Source organism: Terriglobus sp., assembly GCF_965201105.1.
Classification (GTDB): Bacteria; Acidobacteriota; Terriglobia; order Terriglobales; family Acidobacteriaceae; genus Terriglobus.
Genome location: NZ_OZ241741.1, coordinates 2,022,628 through 2,044,102 on the forward strand (window position 1 = coordinate 2,022,628; position 21,475 = coordinate 2,044,102).

General features: G+C 60.8%; 16 protein-coding genes. 11 read left to right on the plus strand and 5 right to left on the minus strand.

Translation table 11 applies throughout. From position 1 onward, the window contains the following. Positions 1 to 71: 71 nt before the first annotated feature. Positions 72 to 1,571, minus strand: a complete 1,500-nt coding sequence (gene thiC, locus ACOFKT_RS08835; protein WP_419807031.1) for a phosphomethylpyrimidine synthase ThiC — start codon at positions 1,569 to 1,571, stop codon at positions 72 to 74. Between the two features lie 109 nt (positions 1,572 to 1,680). Between thiC and ACOFKT_RS08840 the strand changes: the two genes are divergently transcribed. The 6 genes from ACOFKT_RS08840 to ACOFKT_RS08865 all read left to right on the plus strand — a co-directional run bounded on the left by ACOFKT_RS08840 (position 1,681) and on the right by ACOFKT_RS08865 (position 6,202). Then, positions 1,681 to 2,127 carry a cytochrome c maturation protein CcmE gene (locus ACOFKT_RS08840; RefSeq protein ID WP_419807032.1) on the plus strand — a complete coding sequence of 149 codons (447 nt, stop codon included), beginning with the start codon at positions 1,681 to 1,683 and terminating at the stop codon, positions 2,125 to 2,127. A gap of 43 nt (positions 2,128 to 2,170) precedes the next feature. Continuing rightward, positions 2,171 to 2,902: an ABC transporter ATP-binding protein gene (locus ACOFKT_RS08845; protein WP_419807033.1), complete on the plus strand. Its 732-nt coding sequence runs from the start codon at positions 2,171 to 2,173 to the stop codon at positions 2,900 to 2,902. Next, entirely contained in the window at positions 2,899 to 3,390 is a 492-nt protein-coding gene (ybaK, locus tag ACOFKT_RS08850) for a Cys-tRNA(Pro) deacylase (protein ID WP_419807034.1), read from the plus strand. The genes ACOFKT_RS08845 and ybaK overlap by 4 nt, the downstream gene beginning before the upstream one ends. Beyond that, positions 3,387 to 4,079 carry a heme exporter protein CcmB gene (locus ACOFKT_RS08855; RefSeq protein ID WP_419807035.1) on the plus strand — a complete coding sequence of 231 codons (693 nt, stop codon included), beginning with the start codon at positions 3,387 to 3,389 and terminating at the stop codon, positions 4,077 to 4,079. The genes ybaK and ACOFKT_RS08855 overlap by 4 nt, the downstream gene beginning before the upstream one ends. Positions 4,080 to 4,153: 74 nt before the next feature. After that, positions 4,154 to 4,855, plus strand: coding sequence for a cytochrome c biogenesis protein CcsA (gene ccsA, locus ACOFKT_RS08860; protein ID WP_419807036.1), 702 nt, complete (start codon positions 4,154 to 4,156; stop codon positions 4,853 to 4,855). Between the two features lie 138 nt (positions 4,856 to 4,993). Continuing rightward, a complete protein-coding gene (locus tag ACOFKT_RS08865; protein WP_419807037.1) occupies positions 4,994 to 6,202 on the plus strand; it encodes a YncE family protein in 1,209 nt (402 codons plus the stop codon). An 18-nt stretch (positions 6,203 to 6,220) separates the two neighbouring features. Here ACOFKT_RS08865 and ACOFKT_RS08870 read toward each other — a convergent pair whose 3' ends face one another. From ACOFKT_RS08870 to ACOFKT_RS08885, 4 genes are all read right to left on the minus strand, one after another. Continuing rightward, positions 6,221 to 8,248: a PP2C family protein-serine/threonine phosphatase gene (locus tag ACOFKT_RS08870; RefSeq protein WP_419807038.1), complete on the minus strand. Its 2,028-nt coding sequence runs from the start codon at positions 8,246 to 8,248 to the stop codon at positions 6,221 to 6,223. A gap of 134 nt (positions 8,249 to 8,382) precedes the next feature. Beyond that, on the minus strand, positions 8,383 to 9,354 hold the full coding sequence (locus tag ACOFKT_RS08875; RefSeq protein WP_419807039.1) for a YihY/virulence factor BrkB family protein: 972 nt from the start codon (positions 9,352 to 9,354) through the stop codon (positions 8,383 to 8,385). A 24-nt stretch (positions 9,355 to 9,378) separates the two neighbouring features. Next, complete coding sequence (locus tag ACOFKT_RS08880) at positions 9,379 to 10,506, minus strand: MFS transporter (RefSeq protein ID WP_419807040.1); 1,128 nt, start codon at positions 10,504 to 10,506, stop codon at positions 9,379 to 9,381. A gap of 22 nt (positions 10,507 to 10,528) precedes the next feature. Then, complete coding sequence (locus ACOFKT_RS08885; protein ID WP_419807041.1) at positions 10,529 to 11,539, minus strand: LacI family DNA-binding transcriptional regulator; 1,011 nt, start codon at positions 11,537 to 11,539, stop codon at positions 10,529 to 10,531. A gap of 224 nt (positions 11,540 to 11,763) precedes the next feature. Here ACOFKT_RS08885 and ACOFKT_RS08890 point away from each other — a divergent pair, with 224 nt between their 5' ends. From ACOFKT_RS08890 to ACOFKT_RS08910, 5 genes are all read left to right on the plus strand, one after another. After that, positions 11,764 to 15,279 carry a carboxypeptidase regulatory-like domain-containing protein gene (locus ACOFKT_RS08890; RefSeq protein WP_419807042.1) on the plus strand — a complete coding sequence of 1,172 codons (3,516 nt, stop codon included), beginning with the start codon at positions 11,764 to 11,766 and terminating at the stop codon, positions 15,277 to 15,279. 119 nt (positions 15,280 to 15,398) lie between these two features. Continuing rightward, positions 15,399 to 16,997, plus strand: a complete 1,599-nt coding sequence (locus tag ACOFKT_RS08895) for a GH39 family glycosyl hydrolase (RefSeq protein ID WP_419807043.1) — start codon at positions 15,399 to 15,401, stop codon at positions 16,995 to 16,997. A gap of 75 nt (positions 16,998 to 17,072) precedes the next feature. Continuing rightward, positions 17,073 to 19,181 carry a glucoamylase family protein gene (locus tag ACOFKT_RS08900; RefSeq protein WP_419807044.1) on the plus strand — a complete coding sequence of 703 codons (2,109 nt, stop codon included), beginning with the start codon at positions 17,073 to 17,075 and terminating at the stop codon, positions 19,179 to 19,181. A 169-nt stretch (positions 19,182 to 19,350) separates the two neighbouring features. Beyond that, positions 19,351 to 20,610 carry an efflux RND transporter periplasmic adaptor subunit gene (locus ACOFKT_RS08905; protein WP_419807045.1) on the plus strand — a complete coding sequence of 420 codons (1,260 nt, stop codon included), beginning with the start codon at positions 19,351 to 19,353 and terminating at the stop codon, positions 20,608 to 20,610. 46 nt (positions 20,611 to 20,656) lie between these two features. Then, a complete protein-coding gene (locus ACOFKT_RS08910) occupies positions 20,657 to 21,433 on the plus strand; it encodes an ABC transporter ATP-binding protein (protein WP_419807046.1) in 777 nt (258 codons plus the stop codon). Positions 21,434 to 21,475 lie beyond the last annotated feature (42 nt).

Sequence of the window (21,475 nt, forward strand, 5' to 3'; positions counted from 1 at the left end):
CTTCGGCCAATAAGCAAGGCCGCCTGATAGGCGGCCTTGCGTGGTTCGAGTGGTGTGTAGATGCATCGCCCTTACCGGAGCGCCATCTGCTCCGTCATGATCTGGGTCAGGTCCGGCTTGCGCAGACCGTGAACTTCCTCGTTGTACTTGTCGACCTTGCTGGACCAGTTCATGGAGCAGAACTTCGGGCCGCACATGCTGCAGAAAGCCGCTTCCTTGTAGTAGTCGTCGGGAAGCGTTTCGTCGTGCATGCCACGCGCCGTGTCTGGATCGAGCGACAGCGCAAACTGCTTGTCCCAATCGAAGGTGTAGCGGGCATGGCTAATCGCATCGTCACGGTCGCGTGCGCCAGGACGGTGGCGCGCGATGTCGGCCGCGTGCGCCGCGATTTTGTAAGCGATGATGCCGTCTTTGACATCTTTCTCGTTCGGCAGCCCCAGGTGCTCTTTCGGTGTCACGTAGCAGAGCATCGCCGCACCGTGCCAGCCGATCATGGCCGCGCCGATGGCGGAGGTGATGTGGTCGTAGCCGGGTGCGATGTCGGTGACGAGCGGGCCCAGAACGTAGAACGGAGCGCCGTCACAGAGCTCCATTTCTTTGTCGACCTGCTCCTTAATCTTGTCCATCGGCACGTGGCCGGGCCCCTCGATCATGACCTGCACGTCGTCTTTCCACGCCTGACGCGTGAGTTCGCCGAGTGTCTTCAACTCGGCAAATTGCGCCTCGTCACTGGCATCGGCGACACAGCCGGGGCGGAGACCATCACCGAGTGAATAGCTCACGTCGTACTTCGCCATGATCTTCGTGATGCGGTCGAAGTGTTCGTACAGGAAGTTCTGCTTATGGTTCGCCGTCATCCACTGAGCCATGATGGCGCCGCCGCGCGAAACGATACCGGTGATGCGCTTGGAGACCATGGGCACATATTGGACCAGGACGCCGGCGTGAATCGTGAAATAGTCGACGCCCTGCTGCGCCTGCTCTTCGATGACTTCCAAGTATAGGTCAATGTTCAGGTCTTCCACGCGCTTGACGCGGCTGAGCGCCTCGTACAGCGGCACGGTGCCGATGGGAACCGGCGAATGGCGCAGAATCGCCTCACGAATCATGGGGATGTCGCCGCCCGTGGAAAGGTCCATGACGGTGTCCGCGCCGTGGTGCACCGCGGTGTGAAGCTTGCGCAGCTCCTCGTCCACGTTGCTGGTAATTGCGGAATTGCCGATGTTGGCGTTGATCTTGCACAGTGAACCAACGCCGATGGCCATAGGCTCGAGCTCAGGATGCATGATGTTGGCCGGGATAATCATGGTGCCGCGCGCAATTTCAGACCGGACAAAGTCGGCGTCCAACTTCTCTTTGTGAGCAACGAAGGCCATCTCTTCCGTGACGAGGCCCTTGCGCGCGAAATGCGTTTGGCTCATGTTGGCGTCACCAGTACGTGCGGCCTCTTCGCGGCGCTTCACGATCCACCCGGCGCGTGGCTGCGGCACGGCATACCCGTTGCCCGTGGCGTGGCTGTGGCCGTTGCTGCCGTTCGTTCCATTGTCGCTTGTCGCCGTAAATGCGCCCATTTTTGCCTGTTCTCCCTTTGCCTCGCGCTCCGGTTGAGTATACGCCGCAGCACCTTTCTCCTTCTGCGGGTGGAGGCGGGTGTCACGGCTGCCCTGCTAGGCTCAAGGTATGCAGTCGAAGGGCTCCATCAAGGTGATTGCCGCGACGGTGATTATTGTCGGCGTTGTGCTGTGGCTGGCGATCAGCGGCGCGAGCGATGCGAAGAGTTATTACGTGACCATCGGCGAGATGCAGAAGCTTGGCAACAAGGCGTACACACGCAACCTGCGCGTAGCCGGAAACGTAAAGCCCGGGTCGATTCACCGCGCAGGCACCCATGCCGACTTTGTGCTGCTCGAGCTCGGCAAGGAATTGCCCGTGCAGTACAACGGAACGGAGCCGCCGCCCGACACGTTCAAGGACGACGCACAGGCGCTCGCAATGGGTCACCTGGGCCGCGATGGCGTGTTCCAAGCCAACCAGTTGCAGGCCAAGTGCGCCTCGAAGTATGCTCCGGCGCAACCCGGGCAGCAGAAGGCTCTGATCGCACCTACGGCGACGGTCGTTTCGCATTAGCTTTCCTGCTGGTTTGAAGCATTTGCGCGGTACGATAGCTGCGATGCAGCCCGCTGTGGAACTGGTCGACGTATCGCGCCTGTATGGGAACTTTGCCGCATTGCGCCGCGTGACCTGCAGCTTTGCCGTGGGCGGCATGCACACGCTGCTGGGTGAGAATGGGGCCGGAAAATCCACACTGCTGCGCATGGCTGCAGGGCTTGTTACGCCGACAGCCGGAGTGGTGCGCGTGCTGGGTGGAACGCCGGCGCAGAACCGTCACCGCATCGCGTACATGAGCCATGCGGCCATGCTTTATGACGAGCTGACCCCGATGGAGAACCTGCGCTACTTCGCGCGTCTGCACTGCTCGGCGGATGCCTGTTCGCTGTGTCACGCCTCGCCGGAAATGGCGCTGCGGGCGGTCGGCCTCGACCCGCACTTGAAGCGTTCCGTGAGCCAGCTTTCGCAGGGAATGCGGCAGCGGGCTTCGCTGGCTGCGGCGATCCTGGCCGACCCCGAGTTGTTGCTGCTTGACGAACCTTTTTCCAACATGGACGTGAACGGCGCACGCGAGCTGGTTGTACTTCTGCAGGATTTTCTGACCTGGCCGCTGACAGGAAACGCGCAGGGTGCGCGCACCGTGATTGTGACGACACATCAGCATGAGTTGGTGCGCGATGTTGCGGACACGACCATGTATCTGCGCCACGGCAGCATCGTTACAGAAGATCACTCGCCCGTGACTGGGGCAATCGAGGCGTCGTCCGCTAAGGTTGAGGCGTCCGCCGCGTGAAGACAAACGCCTGCCGCGTGCTGGACCAGCTTGGCATTCCGTACCGCACGCAGGAGTATACGGTCGACCTGAACGACTTAGCGGCACCGAGCGTCGCGGCGAAGATCGGCATGCCGGTAGAGCAGGTCTATAAAACGCTGCTTTGCCGCACTTCGTCCGGCGAGTACGTGTTTGCGGTGATTGCGGGCGATGCTGAACTCGATCTGAAAAAGCTTGCCCTGGCTGCTGGGCAGAAGAAGGCTGAACTTGCGCCCTTGAAGGAGCTGGAGCCGCTGACCGGGTACATTCGCGGGGGCTGCACTGCCCTGGCCGCAAAACGCGATTTTGCGGTGTACGCGGACGAGATGATGGTGCTGCACGAAACCATAAGCGTTTCGGCCGGAGTACGCGGCATGCAGATCCTGCTAACGCCTGCGGATTACCTGCGCTCCACCGACGCGACGGTCGCCGATCTGGTGAAGACCGCGCCTGGGTCTCCGCAGGCATGAACGATTTGCGGCACTACGGTTCGCTCGTCTGGCTGCATCTGCATAAGGAACTGCGCCTAGAGTGGCGCAGCCGCGACACGCTGATGGGGATGCTGTTTTTCACGTTGCTGATCGCGGTTGTGTTCTCGCTCGCCTTCGATCCCACATCGAACCCGACGCTGGCGCGGCAGATCTCCGGTGGCGTCGGTTGGCTAGGATTATTGTTCGCAGCAACCACGTCTTTGAACGGCTCATGGACCCGCGAGCAGCGCAATCAGGTACTAGACGCACATCGACTGTCGCCGGCACCGCCCTCGGCTTTGTTTCTTGGCAAAGCGCTGGCAAACTTTCTGTTTGTTACGGCGGTGGAGCTGGTACTGGTGCCGGTGTTCATTCTGTTCTACAACCTGCACACGCTGGGGAACTGGCGGCTGCTCGGGGCCGTGCTGCCGCTGGGAACCTGGGCGCTGGTACTGAACGGGACGTTTTTCGCGGCGCTGAGTCTGCGCGGGCGCAACCGTGACCTTCTGCTGCCCATGGTGCTCTTTCCCATGTCGATTCCGGCGTTGCTGGCTATGGTGAATGCGACGACGTCGATTATTACGGGCGAGTTCGATCCCATGCTCTGGGTTCGCCTGCTCGTCGGGTACGACGTCGCGTTTACGACGGTGGCGCTGCTGCTGTTTGCGCCGGTGCTTCACGCGGAATAGGGCCGCCGCGGTGCGAACATCGTGCAAACGGAGGAGTCACCCGCGCGGGTGATGCGCGATACTAGGACTGAAGCATGAAGCGCATCTTCTATCTCTGCACCGCAGTCGCAATCGCGCTACTCGGGTTTGGTTTTTACCAAGCTTGGTACGTGGCGCCAACCGAGGCCACCATGGGCCCAGTGCAGCGGATTTTTTACTGGCATGTACCCTTGTTCATCGTGGGGGAGGTGGTTCCCTACGTGAACATGCTTGCTTCACTGGCGTACCTGTATCTGCGTTCGCGCAATCGCCGCTTGGCGCTGCAAACGGACGCGCTGGCCGTCGCCGCGGCTGAGGTCACGACGGTTTTCATCGGAGCGGGTTTGGCTGCGGCCCCACTGTGGGCTCGCCCGGCCTGGGGCATCTGGTGGGCCTGGGACGCGCGCACGACCAGCACGCTGCTGCTGTGGCTGTTGTATGTCAGCTACCTTCTGGTTCGCCGTTTCTCCGCGGAAGAGAGCAGCAAGACGCTGGCTGCGGTGCTTAGCGTATTCGCCGGCATCAACGTTCCGATCGTCTTCATGTCGATCCGCTGGTGGCGCACGCAGCATCCTGCGCCGGTGCTGACCGGCGATGGCTTCCTGGATCCGGCGATGAAGGCAGTTCTGGGCTGGAATACGCTTGCATTCTTTGTTTGGGGTGCGGTGCTGGTGTGGGGGCGGTATGCGATCCTGCGGCGCGAGCAACAGGTCGCGGACTATCGCCTGCACACCTTGCTGGAAAGCGAGGCCGTGTAGTGGAGTACTCTGCGGAGAGCATACGATTTCTGCACATTGCGTACGCCGTTATGGCACTGGCGCAGGCCGGGTATGTGGCTTTCCTGGCACGTCGCTGGAGCCGCGCAAACTCGGATGCGATTCAATCAGACAGCCGCGATGCATAGACGCATTGCGGCATCCGCTTCCCTGCTATCGCTGGTCGCCATGTCGGGTTGCCGGCATTTCCGGTTTCCGGATCAACCCGCGAACTACCGCGAGTATGCGTATGTGACCAGCGGCGGTAACGGCACGGTGAGTGTGCTGGACCTGGTGCAGATGCGGCAGGACCGCGTGCTGCAGGTCGGTGCGAATCCGACAGGCGCCGCCACCAGCCCGACACGCAACGAAGTTTATGTAGTCAACACTGGTGCTGCCGGCCGGGACGGGAGCCTGAGTGTGATCGATGCGACCCGTAACGCCGTAACGGCTACCGTGCCGCTGCATGAACGGCCGTACCAGATCAGCGTGGACACACAGGGGCGACGTGGTTACGTGGCGAACGCCGGGTCGAATACGGTGAGCGTAGTCGACCTGGTGAACCACCGCGAACTGACGACGGTCGGCACCGGGGAAGAACCGGGGCTGGCGAAGATTTCCCCGGACGGGCGGACACTGGTGGTGTCAAACCGAAAGGCCGGAAGCGTCTCTCTGTACAACGTGACAGACGCGGACGCGCCGCAGTTACGAGCCACGTTCGACGGCTGCACCGGCGCGACCGATATCGCGATCATTCCGCTCGACCACACGCAGGTTTCGACCAAGGCATTCATCGCGTGCTCCGGTGACGACGCCGTGCTGGGCGTTTCGCTGGCGCAGCCGGCGGACAGCTGGGCCGCACGGCAGGACGGCGAGTTGATCGCTGATCACGTGCTCGCAAGGCTTCGCGTGGGCAAGACGCCGGTCCAGCTTGCGGTCAAACCGGACGGTGGTGAGATCTTTGCTTCCAATTTCGATTCCGGCACGATCAGCGAGATTTCCACCTGGACGAACGAGGTCGGGGGCACGTATCGCATCGGCATGCAGCCTTCGCGTGGCTTAGTCGCGAGCGATAACAGCACGCTCTGGATTGCGAACTTCGGCGGCGAATCACTCAGCGCCTATTCCATCGACGATGGCCGCATTACCGGCAGCGTACGCACGGGGGCCGGGCCGGATGTGCTGGCGATGAGCGCGGACGAGCACCTGTTGCTTGCGGGCGACGCGCGGAGCGGCGACGTTGCCGTGATCCGGACGCGAGACCGCAATGGACCCACTTTGTTTACGCTGCTGCCTGCCGGGGCCAAGCCGAATGCCATCGTGGTAAAGGCGTTTACCGCCAAGCCGTAGCGAACCTTGGCGTGCGAGCTAGCGTTGGCGCGCGAGCACCAGCGTGATGTCGTCCGGCTGCTCGCTCTCGCCGATCCACGCATCCAGCGCACGCATCACCTCACCGCTGATCACTTCCAGCGGCTCGTCGCGAAACTGGCGTACGACGGCGATCAGGCGATCCTCGCCGAACTCGCCAAAGTCATTCTCCGGCTCGGTGACCCCGTCGGAGTAGGCAATCAGAATGTCGCCCGGATTCATCTGGACAGAGTCCTCGTCGTAGCTCATGTTGTCCATCAGACCGACTACGGTACCGCCGCGATCCAGCCGTTCCAGCGAGCCGTCCGTACGTAAAACGAACGGCGGCAGCTGCCCTGCATTGGAATAGGTAAGCCGCGCCGTTGGCCGATCGTAGTGCGCCAGAAACAGCGTGGCGTATTTTTCGGGTGTCGTGGAGCGGTACAGGTGCTTGTTGAGCAATGCCAAAACGCGGCCCGGCGAGACGAAGAGCTCACTGCATTCCTGCGATTCACCATGGGTTGCATGCTGCGCCTCTGGAGCCTGCAATTCTTCACTCGCGAAACGGTAGGCACGCACCGCGGAGTGCAGCGTAGCCATGAGCAGTGCAGCGGAAATGCCCTTGCCGCTGATGTCGCCAAGCGCGACGCCAAGGCCGGTGACCTCACGCCGTGCGTGGCCGTTGCTGCCGACCTTGCGATCAAACGTGAGGAAGTCATAGTAGTCCCCTGAGACGGTGCGTGCCGGGCGGCAAATGCCATGCAATTCCAGCTCGTCCATGGGTGCCGTGCGCAGCAAAGGAAAGAGGTTGGCCTGAACCTCCTGCGCGATGGAGAGCTCGCTTTCCATGCGCTCCTTTTCTTTTTGCTGCTCGATCAGGCGGCCCAGCGACCAGCTCATGCGATTGAAGGAGCGTGACAGGTCCGCAAGTTGATCGTCCTGCTTGACCGCGATGCGGTGCTGCAGTTCCCCGCGATCGATCGCCACCGTTGCGTCGTACAGGTCTTCTACTGACCCGGTGATGGTGCGGCTCAGGCGAAGCGCCATGTACAGCGCAAACGCCTCAAGTACCGCAAAAAGAAGGCAAACAATCAGGAACGCCATACGGACAAGATCTGTGTTGCGGCCGGTGAGCGACTCGGAGAAGAGTTCGTCGTACAGGACGGAAGGCCGCGACTCGACGTTCATCGGGACCGCCAATGTCTGGCCCGTTTCCCAATCGGCCGCACTCAATGAAGACAGGAAACGTACGCGAAAATCCAGCAGGTTGGCCGCGCTCGGCGCTATTCCGCCAGCGATGCGAGCATGCTCCTCCTCGGCGCGGCTTAAGCGGTGCTCAGGATGTGGCACGAGCCCAGGTAGCAAATACATGCGGCCGATGCCGGCGGAGGCGGAGGCCAGATGCGCGTCGTCCAGAGGCTCGCTGGAGATGGCAGTGATCAAATGACCGTCCGCAGTTTGCGCCGAGTGCGCGGAGGCGAGGTACATCACGGCGCCGTCTTCCACAAAGCCGTCCATGCCGTGAACGGCGTGCTGCGCGACCCAGTCGGAGAGCCAGAGTGGAGTTCGGGCATGACCCGTGAGCCCGGCGACTGCCAAGGGCTTGCCATCCTGAAACACAGCGAGTTGCAGGCCGGACTTTTCGGCAATACGAGTTGCATCCTCAAAGCCCGGCAGCCTGAGTTCGTCGGTCGCGTTGCTGGCACGCCGATGATCCATTACAGCCGCGGCATACCGTGCGAGTGTCATGTTGCTCTGGCCCAACACCGAGCTCTGCATCTGGAGCCGCGAACTGACCAGGTGGACCGCAAACTGACCGAAGGCCACATAGCTGCTGAGAAACACGAGCGTAAAAAACAAAGCAACCGGAGCAAGGCCAATCAGCAAATAGGTCAGCACCAGCTTGTTGCGCAGGCGCCAGAGCAGGCCATTGCGGAGCTGACGAATTGCATACACGCCTGCTGCGATGGCGAATGCCAGCAGCAACGCCCAGCGCAGCGGCTGCATGACGGCGCCGACCCATCCAGGCAGCAATGCCGCAGCGAACACCAGTGTTGTTGCAACCGCGAGAGGCCGAAGGTATGCGGGTATTGGCTCAGTTGTTCTTGCGCCCGTGCCAGCTGCAGGAGCGCGAAACCGCGGGTCCGTTTGGGCCCGTGGACGCGTCCGCCACTGCAGCGGCATCAGCGCTGCTCCGTCTGTTGCCGCACCAGGTGCAAGGCATGCCGGGTGGCGGAAAAATGCGCGCCTGCGAGCAGGATGAGCCCCGATAGAAACGCCCACATCATGAGGCCCACGGAAATATAGAACGGCCCATAGACTTTTTGAAAATCGAGCCATGGCAGCGCGGCGATGTAGAGATGTTTCGCCACCTCCCAGAGAGCCCCGGTCACAATTGCCGTGGGCAGCACGGCGCGAACCGGTATCTTGCGATTGGGAAGGATCCAGTAGATCAGGAAGAACATGGCCATGCTGCCAGCCCCGGCAAGCACGTTCAGAAAAAAGCGCGAGATAACCTGGTAGACGAGGTTATCGGTATGGCCGAAGAACAGGAAGCCAAGCACCGCCTGCTGCCCCGCCGAGAGCGCGACCGAGATCATGGCCATGGCACCCACCGCGAATGCAAGTCCGAGCGAAACCGCCTGGTTGTGCAGGTAGTTGCGATTTTTCGGAGCGCGCCACACATTGTTCAGCGCCACCTCAAGCGGCAGAAAGACGCCGGTTGAGCTGATGACGAGCATGACGACAGAAAATACCTGCTCACCCTTTCGCGCATGTGCCAACAGGACCATGTTGCGCATCACGAAGTCCTGCCCCGTGGGCAGAAAGCTGTGCATCAGTTGGCCCACAACGTTCGTCATGGTATTCGAGTGGAAGACCTGCCTGGAGAGCGTCAGCAGCAGGACGATGAATGGGAATAACGAGAGGATGACGTTTGCAGCAACAGAAAACGCATACGTGTGAACGTCTGTCTGCGTCAGGTACTTCAGAAGCGCGACGATAACGCTCCAAAGCCCGCCCTCGGCCGGCTCCGGCCAGATCTCCCGCTCGCCGGGTGCGGCGGGCAGATCGTCGCTTACCTCCGCTTTCCCGTTTGCGCGAAGCGTGTCGACTGGCACATCGCTGGTCTGCGTTGGAGATTTGATCAAGGGCATGGAGTACGACCGACTCTGATGCTACTACCCGAGGCGTGACCGCTTGCCTGCGATTTGCGCGGCGTACAGCAGCGATAGCAGAAGCACGACCGAGGCCAAAAGGGGCACAAGCAGGCCCAGCCGCAGCGAGTGCGTGTGTTGCGAAACTTGTCCGATCAGGAGCGGCAGCAGAGCGGAACCTGCGCCCGCAAGCAGAAAGCCCGCGTTCCCGGCCTCGCTGCTGCTCAACAGCAAGGCGAGTAGTTGGGGATAGACGGGACCGATGCCGAACCCCGCGCAGAAGGCGCCCGCGACGATGGCCGGTGCCGCGTTGCCGCTGAACAGAAGCAACAGCCCGCACACGAGCAGTCCTGCAAAGGCCGCCCCGGTGAAACGGCTTTGGGGCAGGCGAAACCTCCGACCGGAGAACAGCAACCTGCTCAGCAGCAGGCCAGCCCACAGAGCGCTGCCCGCCGTGATAACAGCGTGATGCGCCGCGCCGTCACGCGAGGCGTAAGTGACCAGCCATGCACCTACGCCGGCCTCAATGCCGGTCGCCAGCGGAAGGGAGATGGCGAATAGCGCAGGCAGGGCGCGCACGCGCCGCCATGCTGCCCAAGTGCCTTCTGTCGGTACGTCCTCGCTCCACAGCGGAAGCGCCGCCGCCATCGCGCAGAGCAGAATTACGGCAGCGTAGCTCCGCAGCGTCGCCGTGAGTCCCACCGATGCTGCCGACCGCAGTAGCAGAAAAGGCGCACACGCTGCGCCAAGCGCCCACAGCAGATTCAGTCGAGCCAATTCCGTCACGCGTTCGCCCCGCACCTGCCGCGAACGCAGCAGCGTCACTGCGGTCATCGTCAGCCCCAGGCCGAAACCATTCAGCACAACCGCGGCGAAGATCGTGGGGCCGTGCAGTATCGGCAGCCACGCAAGCGGGGCCGCGACGGCAAAGCCTGCAAGCAACAGCATACGGCCGAGCATGCCGCGCGCGCAGAAGGCTCCAACCGTTGTGCCAACGAAGAACAAAAAAAAGAGCAGTCCCGAACGGCCGTCTTGCCAGCCCCAGCGCCGCGCCAGAAACGGCAGCAGTGTGCCGGGCAGCACAAGACCCACACCTGTCAGACCGAACAACACGTAGAGGGCCAGCGGGCGTCGGGCCGCACTGATACTCACGCCCTGCGCCTCGGCATGCCGCTCAAGCCGGACTGCTTTCCGCTCCGTGACACGCCCGGGTTGAGGAGCGTATGACCAGCTCCGGCGCGACCACAATCTGTTGTGCCGAAAGCTTGGAGTCTGGACCGGCGTTCACCATTTCCAGCACCGCATTGGCGGCAAGGACGCCCATGTGATGCAGCGGCTGCCGGACTGTCGTCAAGGCCGGCCGGTGAATGCTCGCCAGCGCGATATCGTCGAAGCCAAGCACCGAAACGTCCTCTGGAACAGAGCGGCCGGCGTCGAGCAAAGCTGCAATCGCGCCGATCGCGGAAACGTCATTGAAGGCAAAAAGCGCAGAAAAGTCGCCGCCCTGCTTCAACAGCCGGCACGCGGCTCGGTAACCCGGTTCGCTGCTGGGCAGGTCTTCTTCCATTTGCGCGACCAGGCCGGGCGTGAGCGGTAGACCAAGCGAGGCAGCGACGCGCTCAATCGCTCGCCAGCGGACTTCCGTCTCTGAACTGAACGGCTGGCCCTTGATGATCGCGATCCGCCGATGACCAAGGGCGTGGAGGTGCTGCAGGGCAATTTCCGCAGCCCTGTCGTTGTCGAGCACGATGTTGGTCACGTACGGGTGCGCGTCCGGACACGAGACCGTAACGGTCGGAATCGGACCGAAAAGCGGCAAGGCTGTGTCCACCGCAATCACGGCATCCACGGCGCGCTCGGCGAACAGTCGTTCGGAGCGCTCCAATACCTCGGCACGATGGTGGTGCGTGATCATCATCATCGCGTAACCGGCGGCGGAAAGCGTCTCTTCAATGCCCGCGAGCACGGCCGCGGCGTATCCCTCGGAGATTTCCGGGATCAGCACGCCGACACTGGTGGATTGGCCGCTGCGCAACGAGCGGGCAAGCTGGTTAGGCCGGTAGTTGAATTCGCGGGCGGCTTCCAGAATCCTTGCCTGCGTGGCCTTGGGAATGGCCTGGGCCGCGGGCGAGCCGTTGAGCACGCGCGAGATCGACGCCATGGAAAGGCCCAGGTGCTCGGACAAGGTCCGAAGGGAAACTGTGGTGTTTCTGCCGTTCGTAGCGAGTCCGGTTTCGGGGGCTGACCTGGTCATGAGTGCGGGGTTGGCTCTATTAGAGCAGAGTTGCCGGCACCAGCTTGACAGCGATGAACCGGAAGAGCGATAGTCTGCGATGTTCCTATGCAAAGGTTTGCGCGGAGATGCTGACCGCAGCGCAAACCTTTGCATGAACCCTTCGGAGGCTGTACATGTTCGTCCCCTATCGCCCTTTCACGAAAAAGGGCCTCCTCACCTCAGGCCGGGCCGCGCTGCTGGCCTCCGCCGCAGTCGTTGCCTTCGCCCCGGCAGCCCACGCCCAGTTCCGCGCTTCCATCACCGGCACCGTCACGGACCCAACCGGCGCCATCGTCCCCGGCGCGCAGGTCACCTTGCTCGACAACCAGACTGGAAAGACGTTGACGTCCACCAGCAATGGGTCCGGCGTGTACAACTTCAACGCGTTGCCGCCGGACAGCTTTACGCTCAGCGCAACGATGGCCGGGTTTTCGACTAAGACGATCAACAACCTGACCATCACTCCTGAGCAGGCGAACAACATCAACGTCGAGTTGTCGGTGAACGCGACCAACACAACCGTGGAAGTAAATGCGGATGCCGTGTCTCCTTTGGAAACCGCAACGGCTTCAATCTCGGGCACCATCACGGCAGAGCAGATCCAGCATCTGCCCACGGCTGGCCACGACATTTTCCAGCTTGCGCAGCTCGCCCCCGGCTCCTTCGGCGACGCCCAGCGCAGTGGCAACGGCAGCACCAACAACCTTCCCGGTCAGCAGGGACCGGGCGGCTCGTCCAATTCGTCGGGCATCTTCGCCACGGAGAACGGCCCACAGGCGATTGCCAATGGCGGGCAGTATGAGACGAACGGCATCAGCATCGATGGCATTAACACTACTTCCGCGGTCTGGGGTGGCACGACCGTAATCACGCCTAACGCGGATTCGGTGGACAACCTGAAGATCACGAGTAACGGGTATGACGCCGAGTTCGGCCGGTTCAGCGGCGCGAACCTGCAAGTGACGACAAAGAGCGGCACCAATCAGGTGCATGGCAGTGCCTTCTTCCGAGTCACGCGGCCTGGCCTGAACGCCTTTAATCGCTACAACGGGCCAAATTCTGCTTTGCCATTCACCTTGGGCGCCGGTGTGGCGAACAACAACGTGAACCGCGCCGTAGCTCACGGCCTGGTGCGCGACACCGCCCGCTATAACGACATTGGCGGCAGCATCGGCGGACCGATCCTGAAAAATCGCATCTTCGCATTTTTCGCGTATGAGACGATCCGCAACAGCACGGATACGACCACGAATGGAACGTACACGACCACGGCATTTGAGAACGCCGCGCCTTCCGGCTACATCTCGAATCGGTACAACACTATCACCGGACGCAATATCATCGGCGCAACCCCGCTCACAACCACCTGTGCTTCGATCGGTATCGCCGAGGGCCCCTACTGCCACACGGTCAGCGGTGGCGTGGACGTCGGCTCGCCGCTCCGTACCGCACGCGGTACGCTGGACCCCTCATATGTGTCCAACACACAGCCGGGTATCGGCGGTGGCCTAGATGGCGTGGCCGATCTGATCACCTACCAGACTGCCAGCCCGTTTAGCGCGACCCAAACGCAATACAACGGCCGCATGGACGCCGATGTCACGCAGAAAGACCACCTGGCCTTTGCCATTTATTGGCAGCCGCAGTCGCAGAACTCAATCAACGGAGCGTCGCGCGCGTACAACACGTATCACCACAATCAGATCAATGAAGCTTTGTCGCTGATTTACAACCGCACCTTTTCGCCCAGCTTCCTGAACGAAGCACGCGTGAATGCGGCTGGCTGGCGCTGGAACGAACTCACGGACAACCCGCAGGTGCCGTTCGGTCTTACTCAGACCGCCATTAACGCGCCGGGCGGCAGCAATTTTCAGCAGTTCGGAACGCCAGGACCGAGCCACCTAAACCAGTGGACTTTTGGTTACAAGGATGTAGCGACGAAGATTATTCGCACGCACACGATCAAGTTTGGTGGTGATGCGACACAACTGCATTACCTGCAGGATGCTTTGTATGCCGCGCGTCCGACGTTCACATTCTCGAACATCTGGACCTTCTTGAACGACGCGCCTTACTCAGAATCGGGGCAGTTCAGTCGCTTTACTGGCGTGCCGTTCAGCAATCGCTACGACATGCGTGAGTGGATTACCGGTGCCTTCGTCCAGGACGACTGGAAAGCCACCCAAAACCTGACGTTTAATATCGGTGTTCGCTACAACTACTTCGATTCGCTGTACTCCAAGCAGAACAATCTGCCGCATGTGGTGCTGGGGTCAGGCGTCAACACCTTTACTGGTCTGCAGCTTGTGCGCGGCGGCAACTCATGGGTTCCGCAGAAAGGCAATTTCGGTCCACAGCTTGGATTTGCCTATAACCCGGACCTGTTCAACAAGCGATTCGTGTTGCGCGGTGGCTACGGTCTGAACTATAACCAGTTTGAAATCGCGCTGACCGCGAATCAATCCAACAACCCGAACGATGCCGTTACCCCCAACTTTGTGGGAACGCCGCTGGCGGCCGATTCGCGGGTGCAGTATAACTTGCCTTCGGATTTGTCGCAAATTTTCGGATTTGCGGCAAACAGCAACACGGTCACCAACTATGGCGCTAACGGTCTACCGACCTCGACCGGTCTGCGCCTCACCACGGTTCCTTACCACACGAAAACGCAGCAGGTACATCACTATTCGATGGAAGTGCAGGGCGATCTGGGCCATCAGATCGTTGCCTCCGCGACATACCAGGGCAGCACGGCGCGTCACCTGGTCTATCACGAAGACCTGTACACCCGCGGTGCCTACCTGGGCTACGCATTCAACCCGCAGACCAATTACATCGAGAACTTCGGTGACAACGGGCAGTCCAATTACAACGCTCTGATTGTGGATCTGAAGCACAACATGAGTCACAATTTTAGTCTGGACGCGAGCTACGTTTGGTCCAAGAGCATGGATGATAATTCCGGCCCATACACAATGGACCCATATAGCTACAACCCGATCTACTTGCGTGCACGATCTGACTTCAATGTAAATAACGCCTTGAAGATTTACGGCCTGTATACGCCGAAGTTCTACTACGGCGCCAACCGGTTCGCGAAGGTCGCGCTGAACGGATTCAACATTAGCGGCATTTACAACCTGCACTCCGGGTTTCCGTGGACACCGACGGTGAACTACAACACAGACGCGTTCTACGTAGGCAGCGGCTACGGCACGCTAAGGCCGACTGCATACCTGGGCGGCGCGGGTGGTGATCGCAGTAACCGTGCCTACATCGGCTCGGGCCTGTCGCCAAACTTCTCGCGCGGCGGTCGCACGTACTTTAACGCGTATACGTCGGCACAACTCCGTCCGTCCACCTTCCCAAACTTGCCTAACTTCTACCCAATTCCAGGTGTGGGACGAAATAGCCAGGTCGGCCCACGCTATTCCTCTCTGGACGCGACCGTCACCAAGTCATTTGGCCTTCCCAACCGCTACCTGGGTGAGCGCACCGGCTTTGAGTTTCGCGTCGATACCTTCAATGTCTTAAACCAGACAAACCCAAGCCCTAACGTCGACAGCAACATCGATAGCGGCCACTTCGGCATCTCGCAGGCCGGCCTCGCAGGCCGCCAGGTGCAGCTACAGGCGCGCATCAGCTTCTAGCGCGTTTCGCTCAACGGAAAGGGAGAGTGTGCGGCCCGGCACTCTCCCTTCGCTTTGAGGTAAACGACTTTCAGCAGCGCTGGCTATAAGACAGCACACATCTCCTAGGAACTAAGATCATGAAGACCTGGCAATCCGGTTTGAACTTACTTGCGATGGCTGTGCTGCTGTCGAGTGGCGCACAGATGCATGCGCAGCAGCAAGCGGCGGCGGAAGAACGCATCACCGTCGATGCGTCCGCGAGAACGACGCCCTTTCCACATTTTTGGGAGCAGACGTTTGGGTCGGGGCGAGCGATTCTCTCGTTACGCGAGAGTTATCGGCAGGATTTGAAGCAGGTCAAGGATGCGACAAACTTCGATTCGATTCGCTTTCATGGCATTCTGATGGACGAGATCGGGCTGTATGACCCGGACCGCATGACGCGGAACCCTGGGCTGGAAGCGCAAAAGGCGAATGATGCGTCTGTTTATAACTTCAGTTATGTCGACCAGATCTACGACGGCCTGTTGGACCGGGGCGTTCGGCCTTACATCGAGCTCAGCTTTATGCCGCGCAAGTTAGCCGCTGATCCTAACATCACGCAGTCGTTCTTCTATCGGCCGAGTGTCTCGCCGCCGCAGGACTACGCCAAGTGGGATGCCATGATCACCGCCTTCGGGCAGCACCTGGTCGACCGTTACGGCTTGGACGAGGTCGCCCACTGGAACTTTGAGGTCTGGAACGAGCCCAACCTGGATTTCTGGGGTGGCGATCCAAAGCAGGCGACTTACTGGCAGCTTTACGACCACACGGCTCGCGCGCTGAAAACCGTGTCGCCTCGTCTGCGCGTGGGCGGTCCGGCAACGGCACAAGCCGCGTGGGTTCCTGATTTCATTCGTCACGTTCATGACAACAACGTGCCGGTCGACTTCGTCTCCACGCACGTGTACGCGAACGACACGGCAAAGGACGTGTTCGGCACGAATGAGTCGATCCCGCGTAGCACCATGATTTATCGGTCGGTGAAGAAGGTACACGATCAGATTACCGCTTCGCCCATGCCGCACCTGCCGCTGATCTTTTCAGAGTACGGTGCAAGTTACGCCAATGAGCCGAACGTAACCGACTCGCCTTACATGGGGCCGTGGCTCGCGAACACGATTCGCCAGTGCGATGGTATTGTGCAAAACCTGGCGTATTGGTCCTTCAGCGATGTTTTTGAAGAACAAGGCGTGGTGCGGACGCCATTCTATGGCGGCTTCGGCATTATCGCGGCCGACGATATTCCTAAGCCGTCGTTTCATGCTTTCACGCTGTTGCACAAGCTCGGCACCCAGCGCATTGCGGTCAAGTCAGACAACGCGCTTGCAACGACGAGTTCCGACGGCACACTGACGTTGGCGCTGTGGAACTATGCGCCGCCGGGTGGCGAAGGCGCGACCTACACTGCGTCGACCGCGCCTGCAGGTCCAGACCGTACCTATGACGTTCAGTTGGAGCACGTGGCAAAGGATGCCGCGGTGCAGGTGTGGCGCGTGGATCCAACGCACGGGAATGCACTCGCCGCGTTTGACCGCATGGGCAGACCGTCGGGCTCGCTTACGCGTGAACAGATCAAGACGCTCAAGGACGCCGCCGCGCTTTCCGCTCCCGAGAGCTCCGCACTGCAGAATGGCCACATGCGATTGACAGTGCCGGCATACGGTCTGGTTATCGTGACATTACAGAGACGCTAGGAGAAGTGCATGCTCGGCATACGAAAGCGTTGGGCAGCTTGCCTGGTAATTGGCGGCGGTTGCGCATGCAGCATCATGCGGGCGCAGACAGAGGCGTTTGATCGTTTCGCGCAGCACACTATTTTTGCCGGCAGTCCCGCGTCTGATTACTATTCATACAGTCGCGGCAACATCTCTGCCCCGAGCACGGTGAAACTGGTCCACGATCGCTTGCCGCTTGAGACAAGGGAGTTCAAAAGCGGTCCGAATGCGCTGGAAGTGTCGTGGACTTCTGCACCGAACGGTGGGTGGGACGTGAGTATCGATCCGATACAGTGGCGCAACGGAGAGCTGCGCTGGCAAGGCACCATCGTTTCGTTCTGGGTGTGGTCTCCGAATGCAATCCATGCCGCAGACCTGCCGCGTTTTGCCGTAACCAGTCGCGGCGGCGGCCACACTACGGCGGCCCCACTGAGCGGGTTTACCGTGGACGTGCCGGCACGACGCTGGACACGCATTGCGGTGGACACGACGAAGCTGGCCTCCGCATCGCTTCGACCATTCGATCCTTCAGGGCTGAATGGTGTGCTCTTCAGCCAGAACGGCGCCGATGGCAAGCCGCACACGCTCTACGTCGATGAGATCCGAATCGACAGCGGTATCGCTATGCAGGGCGTCCCGTCAGCACCGCAAGCGCTTACTGCAATCGGTTACGAACGGCACGTAGATCTGGAATGGCAGGCGCCCAACGATGCGCTAACGACGGAGTATGTCGTGTCCCGTTCAGAGCACGGCGGACCCTACCGGCAGGTGGGCGTTCAGCGTTACGGCGTGCACCGGTTCACCGATTGGCTGGGCGCGCCCGACATGCAGGCCAGCTACCGGGTGTCGGCACGCGATGCGCAGATGCGCGAGTCCGCGCCTACGCCGGCGACAACAGCGTCGACGCACACCATGACGGACGACGATCTGCTGACCATGGTGCAGCGGGCCAGCTTTCGTTACTACTGGGATGGTGCGGAGCCAAACAGCGGCATGGCGCTGGAGTCGCAACCCGGTCCGGACCACCTGGTCGCCATGGGCGCCAGCGGCTTCGGGGTAATGGCTTTGGTCGTCGCCGTCGACCGTGGCTTTATCACGCGCGAGCAGGGCGCCAAACGCATGCTGCGCATTGCCAACTTCCTGGATCGCGCTGACAAGTACCACGGTGCGTGGCCGCATTTTCTGGATGGCCGCACCGGCAAAACGGTCTCGTTGTTCGGCATATACGATGACGGCGCGGACCTTGTGGAAACCTCATTCATGATGCAAGGCCTGCTCACGGCGCGGCAGTACTTTAACGGCGACAATCCGCAAGAGCGGGAGGTCCGTGACACGGTCAACCGGTTGTGGCGCGGCGTGGATTGGGATTGGTTCCGGGCGACACCGTTGCACGACGCACTGTGGTGGCATTGGTCGCCGAATTATGCGTTTCACATTGCAAACCGCTTGCAGGGCTGGAATGAAGTGATGATTACCTATCTGCTTGCGATCGCCTCGCCGACACACCCGGTACCCGCGTCCACGTACCAGACTGGCTACGAGCGCGAAGGAAAAGACGCGCACGGCGAGTACGGCATCAAGCACACCTACTTCGGCATTCCTCTTGAGCAGGGCTATTTGCCTGGCACACCCGGTCCCCTGTTCTTTACCCAATACAGCTACATGGGGTACGACCCACGCGGTGTTCGCGACAAGTACACAAATTATTTCCGCAACAATCGCAATGAAGCCCTGATGAACCAGGCCTACGCGGTAAACAACCCCGGTCACTTCCAAGGCTATGGCGCGAATAGCTGGGGCCTGACAGCGGTCGATGGTCCGAATGATTCGTATCACGAGTACAAGCCGTTTGAAGAAGACGACGGAACCATCGCTCCCACGGGCGCAGTCAGTTCCTACTGCTACACGTCACACGAGTCGCTGCTTGCGATCAAGCATTGGTACCGCGATCTGGGCAGGAATCTGTGGAGCATTTACGGCTTTCGCGATGCATTCAACCAAACCGACAATTGGTACAGCAGCACGAACATGGGTCTGAACCAGGCACCGCAGGTCGTGATGATTGAAAATGGCCGGACCGGTCTTGTCTGGAAGAGCTTCATGTCCAGCCCCGAGATCCCGCCGATGCAGAAGGCCATCGGCCTTGTGCCGAACCGCGACTGAACCCGGCGCGTTCAGATTGTGCTCCATCGGCACCACCAAGGTGTTCACAAGCGGACAGCCTGCGCGGAACTGAACACCGTCGCTGCGACCGCTCCGTCGTGAATGCTGCTGAATCCGCAGGATTCTTGCCAAAACCGTTTGGAAGGGCGCGTGCAACTGTTGTCGTTGCATGGATATTGCTCGTCCTGATCTGAGGCGCAAGCGGCAACGTCGCAGCATCGTGTTTGGCACGGTAGCTGCAGTCTTGCTTGGCGCGGTCGCCTTCTTTATCGTGCGGCTCAAGCCAGCGGTGCCCACCGTGGATGGCCCGCTGTTCACCGACGCTGTGAAGCGCGGCACGCTGCTGCGCCAGGTGCGCGGTCCCGGCTCACTGGTTCCGCGCGAGGACCGCATCCGCCTCATCCCGGCAGAGACCGATGCGACTGTTGTCCGCATTCGTGTGCTCCCTGGCGCGATGGTTCACCCGGACACCGTAGTTATGGACCTGGTTGACCCTGCAACCCAGCAGCAGTTGATGGACGCTCAGCTTCAACTTCAAGCCGCGAAGGCCGACCTGCAGAACACACGCGCCAAGGCCGAAAGCGACCTGATGACACAACGTGCGGGCGCTGCGACCGTAAGCCAAGATCAGAAACAGGCGCAACTGCAGGCACAAACGGATAAGAGCCTGTTGGAGCTGGGTGTGATCAGCGGCCTGAAGTACAACGAAAGCCGCGGCAAAGCGGACGAACTTGGCGTGCGCAACGACATCGAAGGCAAGCGTCTGCAGCTGAATCAGCAGACGATCCGAACCCAGGTTGCCGTGCAACAAGCAAAGGTAGAGCAGGCACAAGCCTTGCTCGCTCTAAAGCAGAAACAGCAGGACGCCCTAAGTGTGCGCGCCGGGATAGAGGGCGTACTGGTCGACCTGCCGCATCAGGTGGGCGAACATGTGACCGTAGGAACGACGCTGGCGAAAGTGGTACAGCCAGACCAACTGAAAGCGTCGCTAAAGATAGCCGAAACACAGGCGCGCGATATTCAGCTGAATCAGCCCGCGGCTATCGATACCCACAATGGCGTGATTGCTGGACGCGTCACGCGCATCGACCCCGCCGTGCAGAACGGAACCGTGACCGTCGATGTTGCGTTAGATGGAGCATTGCCGCAGGGAGCGAGACCTGACCTAAGCGTCGACGGCACCATCGATCTGGACCGGCTTAACAACGTGCTTTACGTGGGCCGGCCTGCCCAGGGCAACGAGAACAGCACAATCAGCCTGTTCAAACTTTCGCCCGACGGCAAATCGGCCCAGCGTGTGCAGGTGCAGGTGGGTCGCGCGTCGGTCAACTCGATCCAGGTGATAGGCGGTTTGCAGCAGGGCGACACCGTCATCCTGAGCGACATGAGCAAGTGGGACAGCAATGACCGGATCCGGGTCGAGCAGTAAGAGACGCAGCAAATCAACAGGTCATTACGTCAGCGGAGAATCAGTGATGAACGCAAACGCAGCCGAGAATTTAATCCACATCAGCGGCCTGACAAAGGTCTTCTACACCGACGAAATCGAAACACACGCGCTCAGCGGCGTGCATCTGAGCATTGCGCGCGGCGAGTATGTGGCGATGAGCGGGCCGTCGGGCTGCGGCAAATCCACGCTGCTGTCGATCCTGGGCCTGCTTGACACGCCGTCTGAGGGCACCTACACGCTGAACGGCAAGGAGGTCGCCGGCCTGAACTTCGCGGAGCGTTCGCGCATCCGCAACCAGGAGATCGGATTCATCTTCCAGAGCTTCAATTTGATCGGCGACCTGACTGTGTATGAAAACGTGGAGTTGCCGCTGACCTATCGCAGCGGCATGGCCGCGGCTGATCGCAAACAGCGGGTCGTGCAGGCGCTGGAGCGCGTGAACATGGCGCATCGGCTGCGCCACTACCCTGCCCAGCTCAGCGGCGGTCAGCAACAGCGCGTGGCCGTGGCGCGCGCGCTTGCGGGGTCGCCAAGCATCCTGCTGGCGGACGAGCCGACCGGCAATCTTGACTCGAAGAACGGTGAAGCCGTGATGCGCCTGCTGGCCGATCTGCATAGCGAAGGCGCGACCATCTGCATGGTCACCCACGACCCTCGGTTCGCAGCGCATGCCGACCGCCAGGTGCACCTATTCGACGGCAAGGTGGTCGCGGAAGGAGAACTGAAGCGGCTGCTTGCAGATGCAGAAACGGAGTACCGCAACGCCCCTTCGATCGGGTACAGCGCGCCGTCGAACGCCTGAAACCAGCGGATGCGAGGCACTTCGTTCCAACACCCGCGTGAG